Raw genomic sequence first — 12,571 nt, forward strand, 5'->3', positions numbered from 1 at the left:
GGTGGAAGCGAGAAGTGCTTACTTTCTGAGCTTGATTAAAATCTGCTCAAGTCGACTTTGTCAAGCGGCCCGATCGTCAAATCACGATCCTCTGCGCAACGACATGGGAAACGGGTTTCGCCGCTTCGTTTGATGCTCGCTCGGTGCATCTCGGCTGTCAACGTATCCGCTGGTCCTTGTCATCAAACAGCAGGCAATGGGCGGCCGACAGTCCGACCGTGATCTGGTCTGTCTTCCGGTCGACGCCGCGTCGTTCTTCCCTTTCGATGATGATCTGTTCGCCTGGCGTGATGTGCGAATACACATAACTCGTATTGCCGAGATGCTCGACTACGTCGACCTGGGCCGTCAGCTGTGTGTCTCCCTGGCCTTCGCCGAGGAAATGTTCTGGCCGCACGCCGAGTTGCACGACGTCGCCGATTTTGCAGGCCTGTGTCACCGGGAGCGTCAGCACGGTTTCCGGCTGTGCGGTGAGCGCGACGGTGACCGAACCGCTGCCGATGGCGGTCACCTTGGCCGGCAGGAAGTTCATCCGCGGCGAGCCGATGAAGCCGGCGACGAAGGCATTGTCTGGGTCGTCATAAAGCGCAAGGGGCGCTCCAACCTGCTCGACGCGGCCACCGCGCAGGACGACGATCTTGTCGGCGAGCGTCATCGCCTCCACCTGGTCATGCGTGACATAGATGATGGTGGCGTTCAGCTCCTTGTGCAGCCGGGCGATCTCGACACGCATATGCACGCGCAGTTCCGCATCGAGGTTGGAGAGCGGTTCGTCGAACAGGAACACATCCGGCTGGCGCACGATTGCCCGGCCGATTGCAACGCGCTGGCGCTGACCGCCGGACAGGGCTTTCGGCTTGCGGTCCATCAGCGGGCCGAGCTCGAGAATTTTCGCCGCCGCGTTGACGCGGGTTTCGATCTCGCCCTTCGCCATGCCGGCAAAGCGCAGGGCAAAGCCCATGTTTTCCCGCACGGTCATGTGCGGATAGAGGGCATAGGTCTGGAACACCATGGCGATCCCGCGCTTGGAAGGATCGACATCGTTCATCACGCTGCCGCCGATCGTCAGTTCGCCGGAGGTGATGTCTTCAAGTCCCGCGATCATCCGGAGCAGCGTGGACTTGCCGCAGCCGGAGGGGCCGACGAAGACGACGAATTCTCCCGAGGAGACGTCGAGGTCCACGCCCTTGATGACCTCGAGCGAGCCGTAGGACTTGCGGATATCGGTGAGCCTGACCTCTGCCATCTTGTCCTCAGCCGACGTTGAAGGTGATGCGCTGGGTCCCGAAGGGACGGCAAGTCGCCGACAGGGTCAAGCTTCCGGCATCATTTCCGGCTTCGACATAAACACCGACGGCGCCGCCCTTGAAGGAGAGGAGCGTGGGCCCGACGATCCGGCCCGGACCTTCGAGCGAGATCTCGACCGGATCATCGAAGAAGCCCAGCACGTTGCCGCCCTGGTCGAGAGCCCGAAGGATCACGCGGACCGTGTCCTTCTCACCGGCCCTCAGTTCCGTATCGTCAGCAGCGATGTCGAGCACTGTCGGAACCGGATCTGCCGGCAGGTGGCGGCGGATCACTTCCTTGCCGTCAAGAAAGCCCACGAGTTCGCCATCCCGCCAGGTCATGCCCCATTCGCCAAATTCTTCCGGCGTCACCATGCTGCGATCGAGAACGCAGGGCGGATGTGGCAGGTGCGGGTAGGTCTTGATGTCGGGCTCGATCCGCTTGACGATCTGGCCCATGCGGATTTCGACATAGTCGCAATTGGTCAGCACGAGGAGCGGCAGGACTCCGCCGATATTGCGCTCGCCGCGCGCCCAGAAGCTGACCGGCTGCATCACGACCCCGTCCTTCGGGTCGCCCTGCGAAGCATAGGCGTAACCGGCGAACTTCGGCTCGCGATACATGTCGGTGACGCCGTGATAGCAGATGCGGTCGCCGGAGCCGAAATCCTTATGGGTGTTGTAGTCGAACATGCACCAGCCGGTGGAGCCGGAGATCGAGGGATCGCCGGCAGCCGCATTCAGGATCGCCAGGTGACGGCCGACATGTTCCGCCTGCCGCTGTTCCTGGTCGAAGCGCTTGGTCGGATACATGTGGCCGCCATACTCGGTGATCATGTAAGGCACCTTGCGGTCGAGCCCGGTCACCTCGCGCTGGTCGCGCAGTGCCATCCGTTCGCGATTGTGTCCCGGCAGCTCTTCCATGCCGAGAATGAAGTCGTTCATCGTATAGACGTCTTCGAGCAGTTCGCTATCGGTGATGTAGCGTACGCCGCCGGTCTGGCGGGTGGTGTCGAGCGAACGCGCCATGGCATTCGTCTCGACATAGAAATCGTGGGAATCCTGACTCTCGTTGATGCGTACACCCCAGATGATGATCGAGGGGTGGTTCCAGTCACGTTCGATCATGCGGCGGACGTTTTGCACGGACTCGGCCTTCCAGGCATCCCCGCCAATATGCTGCCAGCCGGGGATTTCCTCAAAGACAAGCAGGCCGATCTCATCGCAGCGGTCGAGGAAATATTTCGACTGCGGATAGTGCGAGGTGCGGGCGATATTGCAGGCGAGGTCAAACTTTAGGATATCGGCATCCTTCTCCTGGCCCCGCCGCCCCATGGCGTAACCCAGATGTGGCCAGGCCTGGTGACGGTTGAGGCCGCGAAGCTTGACCACACGGCCGTTAAGCTTGAAGCCCTCGATGGTGTATTCCGCCGCGCGGAAGCCGAAACGGTTCGTGACTGCATCGGTCCCGGCTGCTGTCTCAAGCGTCACCGAGAGGTGATAGAGCGCGGGATTGTCGATATCCCAGAGCGTGATGCCCTGAAGGCCGGAAAAGCCGAGCGAGGCCTCTGCTCCGGAAACGGCCGCCTCCGTTCTTGCGATTTCCGCGTCCGCGTTGTCTTTGAGAACTGCGGTGACCTTGCCGGACAGCGTCTGGTTCGTCGGATTGGAGATCCACACCCGTGCCGTCACTTGCTTCGTCTCGGCCAGCACGTCCGGCGTCTCGATCTTGACGTTGGCGATCGATACGGGCGCCGTCACCTTGAGCCAGACATCACGATAGATCCCGGCATAAGTCAGATAATCGATCACGCCGCCGAAGGGCGGAATCTCCGGGTTCTCGGAACCGTCGATCTTCACGGTGAGCAGGTTGTCGCCGGCTTTGAGATGCGGCGTGAGCCGCGCTTCGAAGGGGGTGTAACCATCCTTGTGCGCGGTGATCTCCACGCCGTTCAAGTAGACCACGCTGTCCGCCATGGCCCCATCGAAAACCAGCGAGACTTCGCGCCCCTCGAAACGCTGATCCCAGGCGATCACCTTCTGGTATGTAAAAGCCTTCTGATAGCTCTTCTCGTCGAAGTAGTTGTAGGGCAGCTCGACCGCCGTATGGGGAAGCTGGACGCTTTCGCCCGGCTGGCGGGTTGCGGCGAAGGATGGTTCGAAGCCGGCCAGGAAGGTCCAGTTCCTGTTGAGGGTCTCGATAATGCGCATTGATAAATCCTATTTCACGGAGCCGAGCATGCCCTGCACGAATTGTCGTTGCATGGCGAAGAAGACGAGAAGGGTGGGAAGGGTGGCGAGGACTGTGCCGATCATGACAGTCCCGTATTCGGGCGCGTAAGCCGAGGCGAGCGACGAGACGACGAGTGTGATCGTCTTGGTGTCGTTCGATTGCAGGACGATCAGCGGCCAGAGATAGTTGTTCCAGTTCAGCATGAAGACGATGACGAAGGCCGCCGCATAGGTCGAGCGCATCACCGGCACATAGATGTAGAAGAAGATCTGCCACTCCTTCAGCCCATCCACCTTGGCCGCATCGCGAAGCTCGGTGGGGAAGGCTTTCGAGGCCTGGCGGAAGTAGAAGATGATGAAGGCAGACGCGATCATCGGCAGCATGATTGCCACATGCGTGTTGATCAGCCCCGCTTTACCCATCATCATGAAGAGCGGGATCATCAGGGCCGCAAAAGGCACCATCAGGGTCAGCAGGATCACGGTGTAGACGCGGTCGCGGAGCTTGGAGCGGAACATCTCGAAGCCGTAGCCGGCAAGCGAGGAAACGAGCAGCGTCAGCGCGGTGCCCACCAGCGCGATCTTCACCGAATTCCAGAAGACCAGCGGCACGTCCACCTGAGCGAAGAAAGACGCGATGTTGTCGAAGAGCGCGGTGCCGAAGGTCACCTTGCCCCGCACGATCTGGCTCGTCGTATTGGTCGCACCGATCACCATCCAGATGAACGGGAAGACGGATAGGAAGGCGGCGAGCGACAGCACGGCATATTGCACGATGTCAGGCAGGCGGCGGCGAAGCGTCGAGATCATGTGCGTTCCTTCGCGGCGTAGAATTGCACGAAGGAGAGAACCGCCACCATCAGCACGATGACATAGGAGACGGTCGCCGCATAACCGAAATTCGGCATGAAGCGGAAGGTGAGATTGTAGATGTAGAGCGAAAGGGTCAGCGTTGCATTGGCCGGTCCGCCCTTGCCCTCGGTGAGGTTGTAGACCTCATCGAACAGCTGCAGCGTCCCGATCGTCGAGGTGATCGTGGTGAACAGGATCACCGGTTTAAGCATCGGGATCGTCAGGAAGGCGAAGCGACCCCAGGACGGCACACCGTCGATCTTCGCTGCCTCGTAAATTGAACGGTCGATGTTCTGCAGGGCGGCCAGGTAGAAGATCATGTTGTAGCCGGTCCAGCGCCAGGTGATCGCGATGATGATCAGGACCTTGGCCCAGAAGGGATCTGTGAGCCACTCGATCGGCTGTCCGATGAGGCCGATCGTCAGGAGCACATTGTTCACGACGCCATCGAGCGAGAACATGCTCTTAAACAGGATGGAATAGGCGACCAGCGAGGAAACGCAGGGCAGGAAGATCATCGTCCGGAAGAGGCCGGAATAACGCAGCTTGGGATTGTTCAGCATGGCTGCCAGGATCAGCGCCATGGTGATCATGATCGGCACCTGCACGATGAAGAAGATGACCGTGTTTTCCAGAGCCTGCCAGAAGACCGGGTCGTTCCAGAGCCGTGCCAGGTTACCGGTGCCTGAGAATTTCAGCATCATCCCGCGGCCCGAATAGAAGGACAGCGCGAGTGAGCGGAGGATCGGATAGAGCATGAAAAGCGAGATGAGCACGATGGCAGGCGCCACGAACAGCCATCCGTTCACGTCGTAATAGCGCCTCAGGCTGGATCTGGATGTGCTGGCCATGCGGTGTTTCCGAACCCGATCAGTGGTCACTGAACTTTGTTATGCGACGCGAAGGCGCGCGGCGCTTGCGCCGCACGTCTCCGGGAGGACAGGGGCTCGATCACTGGACAGAGCCCCTGTGGGATCGGATTACTGGATCTGGCCGGCAGCCTGGCTTTCAATCGCCTTCAGGACGTCATCAACGGACGTACCTTTGACCAGCGCCGGGAAGTTGGCCGTCACGGCCGTATCCAGTTCGTTGGTGAAGATGCCGTAGTTGACGGCCGGCACCTGGACGAGCCAGTCGGAGAAGTTCTGCCAAACCGTCTGGCCGCCGAAGAAATCATCGGCCTTCTGGTAGGCTTCGCCGGTGCGGGCGCCAAGAAGCGAGCCGACGGCGCCGCGCTCGGTGAGGATCTTCTGGTAGAAGTCCAGATCCTTGGCATAGATCTCGTTGAGGAAGTCGATGGCCTCATCTTTTTCAGCGGAAGCGTCGAGAACATACCAGCTGGAGCCGCCGAGGTTGGAGGCGGCAGTTGCGCCGTCGATCGACAGTTTCGGGATGGCAGTCAGCGCCCATTTGCCGGACTGGTCGGCCTGCGACTTGACCGTACCGGTGATCCAGACACCCATCAGTACCGAGGCGACGTCGCCGGAGGTCAAGGCATTGATGCCGTCGTTCCAGCCGCTTGTCGGCTTGGCAACGCCTTCCTTGACGATGCGGGCCTGGGTTTCGAGGGCTGCCTTGAGTGCTGCATTGCCCGTGATGTTGAGGCTGCCGTCAGCATTGAAATACCACTGGCCGGCGGACTGCATCATGATGCGGATCAGGCCGCCGTCATTGGTGTCGAGCGCCATCATTTCGTGGCCGGTCTTGGCCTTGACGTCCTTGCCGATCTCGATGAAGCGGTCCCAGGTCAGGTTCTCCATATCGGCGGCCTTGTAGCCGGCCTGCTCGAGGTAGTCCTTGCGATAGTAAAGGCCGGTGACACCGGAATCGAAGGGCACGCCATAGACCTGGCCTTCGAGGGTCATCAGGTCGACCTTGTATTTGGCAAAGCCGGAGTAGTCGATCTTGTCGGTCAGCGCGGCAAAGGAGCCGGGGAAGGACTGCAGGTATTTCTGTGCGCCGTAATCCTCGATCAGGACGATATCCGGCAGCGTGTCGGTCATGCCGGAGGCAAGGCCCGTCTGCAGTTTCTGCTCGACGTCGGTCTTGGCGAAGTCGACGATGTTGAAGGTCGTTTCCGGATGTTTGGCGGTATAGCGGGCTGCCGCTTCCTTCATGATCGCGACGTTGAAGTTCGGGTCCCAGCACCAGACGGTGACTTCACCGGCAAAGGCGGCCGTGCTGCACAGAAGTGCTGCACCCGTCAGCGCGGCCGAGACGGAGCGCTTGAGCACGCGAGAATAATCCATGTGTTCCTCCCTTATGACGTTGAACGCGGCAGCCTCATCCCCTGCCTCGCCGTCACTATTCCCGAAAAACCAGGGACAGCCAAGAAAATTTTTACTAAATATTTTTTGCAGTGCGGTAAGTGACTGGAATCGAAACCGAACCTTCAATCAGGGTTTGCGTGCGCTGCCGCGCCACACCATCTGCGTCGGGATCGTGACATGTTTGGAATAGTCACGGCCGTTCAACCGCTCGACCATCAGGTCGACGGCGGCCTCTCCGATGAGTTCTCCCGGAATGCGCATGGTCGACAGCGGCGGCACCAGAAACTGGGCAACGGGAATGTCGTTGAAGGCGACAACGGCGATATCATTCGGGATCGAAAGCCCGGCTTCTTGGATTGCCCGATAGGTTCCGATCGCCATGTTGTCGTTTGCCGCGACGATGGCATCGGGGCGCTCGGGCAGCGCCAGCAGGGTGCGGGCCTGTTGGTAACCCGTTTCCAGGCGCAGGTTCTGACCGAAGCGCTCGCTCTGGCCGAGTGCCAGCAATTCCGGCCGATAGCGCCCGTGCGCCTCGTGCCATTCGATGAAGGCCTTGCACCGCTGCTCGCCATGCATCAGGGCGTCGTTGTCCATCAGTTCGTAGCCGCCGACAAAGCCGATCCGGCGGTAGCCGGCCTGATCCAGACTGTCGAGAATGTTGACGGTCGCCTCGCCCAGATCGGCGCGCACACAGTCGAATTGCGGCATACGGGGATTGTAGTCGGCCATGATCAGCTGCGGGCAAATCCGGGCCATGGCCTCGATTTCCGCGCGGGGGTGGTGGCCGACGATGATGGCCGCAGAAAGCCCGGCCAGCAAAGAGAGGTCGACAGGCACATCCGGATTGAAGACTTTGGCGATCTCGATCTTGTATTCGCGGCAGCGCGCCTCGATCGCGAGGCGAACGCCGACATAATAGGGGTCGACGAGTTCTTCGTTCGGGGCGAGAAAGTGGATGACGGCGATCCGCGCTGCGACATCCGCATGGTTTGCCATGGCGATCTGCAGCGGTGGAAGCTGGGCATTGCGCCGCGCCCGAGGTGTCGCATAATTCAAAGCTTCGGCTGTCTCGATGATCGCCTGCCGCTTCGGCTCGGAGATCGAGAGAGTCTGGTCATAGTTCAGGACGCGCGACACCGTGCCGGACGACACGCCGACCGCCTTGGCGATTTCTTTGATTGTGACCATGGCACGACAACTCCTCGCCATCAGCTTATGGAAGCCTGGCGAGGAAATCTCAAGAAAATATTTACCTGCGCTATCTCGGAAATTTTCCAAACTGTGGAGCGCTGTCTGAACGCGACCACCCCAAAGGCATGAAACGTTTTGCGGATCAGGCCTTGACGCGGGCCATGGCGGGATCGACCAGCGGGCCGAAGGCGATCTCGGCGGGTGTCCTGTCGGCCGCGACCACGAGTTCATATGTGCCGCTTCGGAGGAAGTCGTCAGACACGCCCTCGGCATTGCGAACATAGCCATAGCCGACATTCTTGCCAATCGTGTAGCCGTAACCACCGCTGGTGAGGTAGCCGACCGGCTCGCCATTGCGCAGGATTGTTTCGCGACCGACCAGCACGATATCCTTGTCCGCCACGGTGAACCCCATCAGTCTCTTTTTCAAAGGCTCGCTTTTTTGCCGTTCAAGTGCGGCCCTGCCGGGGAAGTCACTGCCCTTGGCAAGCTTAACCGCCCAGCCAAGGCCAGCCTCAAGGGGGGTGTCGTTCGGGGTGATATCCGCACCCCAGGCGCGGTATCCTTTCTCCAGCCGCAGCGATTCCAGCGCACGGTAGCCGACTGGTCTGATCGCATGATCCCGACCGGCTGCCATCAGCGCATCGAACACTTCGCCGAGGGCGTGGATCGGCACATGCAGTTCCCAGCCCAGTTCGCCGACATAGGTGATGCGCAGGGCCCGGATGCCAACGCCGCCGATCTGGAGATCACGAACCTGCCCGAACGGGAAGCCTGCATTGGAGACATCAGCCGTCGTCACCTTCGCCAGCACGTCTCGCGCCTTTGGTCCCATCAGGGAGAGTGTGCCCCACTCCTCGGTGATGTCCGAGAAATGGCAGTTAAGGCCTGCGGGAATGTGATCCGCGATCCAGCCGAAATCATGGGTACGGAAGCCCGTGCCGGTGACGATATAGAAGCGGTCCTCGGCGATGCGGGCCACGGTCAGGTCCGCCTCGATGCCGCCACGCGTGTTGAGAAGCTGCGTATAGGTCAGTCGCCCGACCGGCTTTGTCACGTCATTGGCGCAGATCCAGTCGAGCGCCTTCAGTGCATCGGGACCCGACAGCTCGAATTTGGCAAAGGAGGACTGGTCGAAGACGCCGACTGCGTCCCGGACATGGGCATGCTCATCACCAACGGGTGCGAACCAGTTCTGCCGCCCCATCGAGTAGACGTCCTTCGGTTCGACACCGGCAGGCGCAAACCAGTTCGGCCGTTCCCAGCCGAGCTTCGAACCGAACACCGCCCCATGGCTCTTAAGCCGCTCGTAGAGGGGCGAGACGAGACGCGGCCGTCCGCTTTCATATTCTTCATGCGGAAAGCCGATGGTGTAGTGTTTGCCATAGGCCTCGAGCGTCCGGTCAAGCACCCATTGCCGATCGCGATGCAAGCCCGCAAAGCGCCTGATGTCGACGACCCAGAGGTCAAGCGGCGCCTCGCCATCGACCACCCATTGCGCCAGCACCCAGCCGGCGCCACCACCCGAGGCGATGCCGAAGGCGTTAAAGCCGGCGCCGACGAACATGTTCTTGCATTCGGGCGCTGCCCCCAGAATGAAATTGCCGTCGGGGGTGAAGCTCTCAGGCCCGTTGATCATCTGCTTGACGCCGGCCTTTTCCAGCGCCGGGATGCGGTCGATCGCCTGCATCATATGCTGCTCGAAATGGTCGAAGTCGTCGTCGAACAGGCGGAAGGCCCATTCGTCCGGCACGTCACCCGTCGTCCAAGGCTGTGGGTTGGGCTCGTAGCCGCCCATGACTAGGCCGCCGACCTCTTCCTTGAAATAGGTGCGGCGATCCGGGTCGCGGATGGTCGGCGCATCTGTCGATAGGCCCTCGATCTTCTCGGTGATGATATACTGGTGTTTGACCGGCTGCAGCGGCACATTGATGCCGGCCATGGCGCCGATCTGGCGTGCCCACTGGCCGCCGCAATTGACCACCTTTTCGCAGGCGATGTCGCCAAGCGTGGTCTTCACCTTCAGGATCCGGCCGTCCTTCATCTCGAAACCGGTGACGCGGACATTCTCGACGATCTTCGCACCATGCATGCGCGCACCGCGGGCCAGCGACTGGGTGATGTCGGAGGGGCTGGCCTGACCGTCGGTCGGTAGCCAGCTGGCGCCGACGAGATCGTCGACATTCATCAGCGGCCACATGCGCTTGACCTCTTCCGGCGAGACGAGATGCATCTCCATGCCGAAGCTGCCGGCGGTGGTCGCCAGCCGCTTGAACTCCGTCCAGCGATCCTGATTGGTGGCGAGCCTCAGGCACCCCGTCATCTTCCAGCCGGTTGCAAGGCCAGTCTCGGCCTCCAGCCCCTTGTAGAGATCGACAGAATATTTGAGTACGCGGGTGATCGACGCCGACGAGCGCAACTGGCCGACGAGGCCGGCCGCGTGCCAGGTCGAGCCGGAGGTGAGGCTGCCCTGTTCGAGCAGGATCACATCCGCCTTGTGATCGCGGGCAAGGTGATAGGCGGTCGAGCAGCCGATGATGCCGCCGCCGATGACGACGATCTGGGCGTGGGTAGGCAGCGTCATGATGTCTGTTTCCCATAGATGGAATGATAGTGGTCGAGCGCCTCATCGAGACGCTTCAGGTTATCCGCCGTGTAGCCGACATAGTCGGCACCCGGCGCATCGAGGTAAAGTTCGGACACCATGCTCCACATGGCCTCACGCAGCAGCGAGGCGCATTGCATGGCGGCCATGGCGCGGCCCAGTTCGGCGGATGGTTCCGAGCCCAGATAGGCGTTGAAGAAGGCTTCAGATTGATCCGGCGACAGCCCGGCATTGGAGGTGGCGCCGGCGAGGTCGAACATGGCAGTCGAGAAGCCTGCATATTCGAAGTCGATCAGCCAGAGGCGAACGCCGTCATCGAGGATGTTCGACGGCAGGAGATCGTTGTGGCCGAAGACGATTGGCAGCGGTGCCTGGGTTGCTTCAAGTTCGGCCGCGAGAGAAAGGTATCGGGGCAGTTCCGCCCGCATCCGGCTGTTGCCTGCATCGAGTGTGCGGGCATAGTCGCGCACCACATGGAATGGCCAGAACATGAAGCCAGGGCCGGTCACGTGATGCGGCATTTCCTGGTGGAAACGCTTGAGCATCAACGCGATCTGATCGCTGCGGGTAGCGATGTCGGCCCCGGTCAGCGTCTGCGCGGTCAGAAACTGCGTTACCATGATGCCGGGCTCGGAATGCTCCACCTTCGGTGCGAAGCCGGCGGCATGGGCGGCCCTCGCGGTCATGGTTTCGCGGTCGCGCGAGACATGGTGGAAGGGATAATCGACCCCGAGGCGCACCACGTGGCGCCCGGACGCATCGCTCACAAGATAGCTTTCATTGCTCAAGCCCCCATGCAGGGCTTCTATCGAGATCGATCCGTTCCAGCAGGAGAGACGGTGAATGCGGTCCTCTGTGCGGCGGTCGATGGAGGTCATGGCGCTGTTCTCACAGCTGCGGCCCGCCTGAATTCGTCGGGCAGCACAGTTCTGACAGCCGGTTCAGCCTCACGCATGCGACGTCTCCCAGTGAACCTGTGATCGCCCGTTCGGGCGCGGTTTTGGCCTCGGCAACGTTCCCTGTGGTTTTCCCATCTTGTGCTGCCGGTGCTGGACGTAATGTCAGATGGGGCACAGGGAAATGTCAATGTTCATTTGTGGTATTTTGTGTTTTTATGCCCGAATACGCCGCTTTGGGTGGCGGATTTGGGGAAGGGGAAGCTGCAGCCATGGCGCCATCGAAACGACATCGCGACATCCTGCGTCTCGTCGAACGTGAGGGCACGATCACGATTACCGATCTTGCTGCGGCGCTTGGCGTTTCCCTTGAAACGGTGCGGCGTGATCTGAAGCCGCTCGACCGCGACGGTGCTGTCATCAAGATGCATGGTGCGGTCAGCCTCCCGTCGATCATCGGCGAGGCACCGTTCGAAAAGCGCATGCGCGAGAATGCCGATGCGAAGCGGGCGATCGCCTCCATGGTGGCATCCATCATCCGCGACGGGGATTCGATCATGCTGGATACCGGCACGACCACCAGTTTTCTTGCGCGCGAGCTTCTGAAGCATCGCCGCCTGACCGTCGTGACCAATTCCTCCGACATCGCCCGCACGCTTGCGACGGTCAACGACAACAAGGTCTACATGGCGGGCGGGGAACTGCGCAGCGACAATGGTGCGGCCTTCGGCTCGACGGCGATCGATTTCGTCAGCCGCTTTTCCGTGACCCATGCGGTCATCTCTGCCGGTGCCGTCAATGCGCAGGGGATCATGGACTATGATCTCGAAGAGGCAGAATTCGCTCGCATGGTTTTGAGCCGCGGCGGTCGCGCCATTGTCGTGACCGATGCATCGAAGTTCGGTCGCGAAGGCCTTGTGCGCGTCTGCGGGTTCGATGCCATCACCGACCTCGTCACCGATCGCGCGCCGCCGGAGGATGTCGCCAAGGCACTGGATGGGGCCGGTGTCGAGCTTCAGCTCGTCCAGGGCGTTGCGGTAGCACGGCGATAAACCCTGTCGAGACCTTTGCGACCCGCTCTTCGGTGGGCGGGTAAGCCTAAGCCGCAAAGGCAGATCAAAGCGCGGGCGCGTTGGCATCACTCATGAGCGTCGCAATCAGGCGGCATAATTCGGCGGCGATGAGCAGTCGCTCACACGGTCCATCCGGAACACGTGCTCGGCATACGACGTCCGAGGT

9 protein-coding genes are annotated in these 12,571 nt (G+C 60.9%); 1 reads left to right on the top strand and 8 read right to left on the bottom strand.

Annotated elements, in window-relative coordinates; translation table 11 throughout:
- Nucleotides 1-157 precede the first annotated feature (157 nt).
- From DMY87_RS17090 to DMY87_RS17125, 8 genes are all read right to left on the bottom strand, one after another.
- Nucleotides 158-1,246 (bottom strand): ABC transporter ATP-binding protein, encoded by a 1,089-nt coding sequence (locus DMY87_RS17090; RefSeq protein ID WP_110792847.1) that lies wholly within the window; start codon nt 1,244-1,246, stop codon nt 158-160.
- A gap of 7 nt (nt 1,247-1,253) precedes the next feature.
- Nucleotides 1,254-3,497, bottom strand: a complete 2,244-nt coding sequence (locus DMY87_RS17095; RefSeq protein WP_110792848.1) for a glycoside hydrolase family 2 protein — start codon at nt 3,495-3,497, stop codon at nt 1,254-1,256.
- Between the two features lie 9 nt (nt 3,498-3,506).
- A complete protein-coding gene (locus tag DMY87_RS17100) occupies nt 3,507-4,328 on the bottom strand; it encodes a carbohydrate ABC transporter permease (RefSeq protein ID WP_110792849.1) in 822 nt (273 codons plus the stop codon).
- Nucleotides 4,325-5,221 carry a carbohydrate ABC transporter permease gene (locus DMY87_RS17105; RefSeq protein ID WP_110792850.1) on the bottom strand — a complete coding sequence of 299 codons (897 nt, stop codon included), beginning with the start codon at nt 5,219-5,221 and terminating at the stop codon, nt 4,325-4,327. The genes DMY87_RS17100 and DMY87_RS17105 overlap by 4 nt, the downstream gene beginning before the upstream one ends.
- Nucleotides 5,222-5,350: 129 nt before the next feature.
- Nucleotides 5,351-6,619 carry an ABC transporter substrate-binding protein gene (locus tag DMY87_RS17110; protein ID WP_110792851.1) on the bottom strand — a complete coding sequence of 423 codons (1,269 nt, stop codon included), beginning with the start codon at nt 6,617-6,619 and terminating at the stop codon, nt 5,351-5,353.
- Nucleotides 6,620-6,766: 147 nt separating this feature from the next.
- Nucleotides 6,767-7,828 (bottom strand): LacI family DNA-binding transcriptional regulator, encoded by a 1,062-nt coding sequence (locus DMY87_RS17115; protein ID WP_110792852.1) that lies wholly within the window; start codon nt 7,826-7,828, stop codon nt 6,767-6,769.
- Nucleotides 7,829-7,973: 145 nt separating this feature from the next.
- Nucleotides 7,974-10,415, bottom strand: a complete 2,442-nt coding sequence (locus DMY87_RS17120; RefSeq protein ID WP_110792853.1) for a GcvT family protein — start codon at nt 10,413-10,415, stop codon at nt 7,974-7,976.
- Nucleotides 10,412-11,314 carry a phosphotransferase family protein gene (locus tag DMY87_RS17125; RefSeq protein ID WP_110792854.1) on the bottom strand — a complete coding sequence of 301 codons (903 nt, stop codon included), beginning with the start codon at nt 11,312-11,314 and terminating at the stop codon, nt 10,412-10,414. The genes DMY87_RS17120 and DMY87_RS17125 overlap by 4 nt, the downstream gene beginning before the upstream one ends.
- Nucleotides 11,315-11,604: 290 nt before the next feature.
- Between DMY87_RS17125 and DMY87_RS17130 the strand changes: the two genes are divergently transcribed.
- Nucleotides 11,605-12,384 carry a DeoR/GlpR family DNA-binding transcription regulator gene (locus tag DMY87_RS17130; RefSeq protein WP_110792855.1) on the top strand — a complete coding sequence of 260 codons (780 nt, stop codon included), beginning with the start codon at nt 11,605-11,607 and terminating at the stop codon, nt 12,382-12,384.
- The last annotated feature ends 187 nt before the right edge of the window (nt 12,385-12,571 follow it).

The organism is Peteryoungia wuzhouensis (assembly GCF_003205195.1).
Lineage (GTDB): Bacteria > Pseudomonadota > Alphaproteobacteria > Rhizobiales > Rhizobiaceae > Allorhizobium > Allorhizobium wuzhouense.

Bases quoted from the DNA above. Each gene is read 5' to 3' on its own strand.
- DMY87_RS17125 (WP_110792854.1), bottom strand. From the start codon at position 11,314: ATGACCTCCATCGACCGCCGCACAGAGGACCGCATTCACCGTCTCTCC.
- DMY87_RS17115 (WP_110792852.1), bottom strand. From the start codon at position 7,828: ATGGTCACAATCAAAGAAATCGCCAAGGCGGTCGGCGTGTCGTCCGGC.
- DMY87_RS17130 (WP_110792855.1), top strand. From the start codon at position 11,605: ATGGCGCCATCGAAACGACATCGCGACATCCTGCGTCTCGTCGAACGT.
- DMY87_RS17110 (WP_110792851.1), bottom strand. From the start codon at position 6,619: ATGGATTATTCTCGCGTGCTCAAGCGCTCCGTCTCGGCCGCGCTGACG.
- DMY87_RS17100 (WP_110792849.1), bottom strand. From the start codon at position 4,328: ATGATCTCGACGCTTCGCCGCCGCCTGCCTGACATCGTGCAATATGCC.
- DMY87_RS17105 (WP_110792850.1), bottom strand. From the start codon at position 5,221: ATGGCCAGCACATCCAGATCCAGCCTGAGGCGCTATTACGACGTGAAC.
- DMY87_RS17095 (WP_110792848.1), bottom strand. From the start codon at position 3,497: ATGCGCATTATCGAGACCCTCAACAGGAACTGGACCTTCCTGGCCGGC.
- DMY87_RS17120 (WP_110792853.1), bottom strand. From the start codon at position 10,415: ATGACGCTGCCTACCCACGCCCAGATCGTCGTCATCGGCGGCGGCATC.
- DMY87_RS17090 (WP_110792847.1), bottom strand. From the start codon at position 1,246: ATGGCAGAGGTCAGGCTCACCGATATCCGCAAGTCCTACGGCTCGCTC.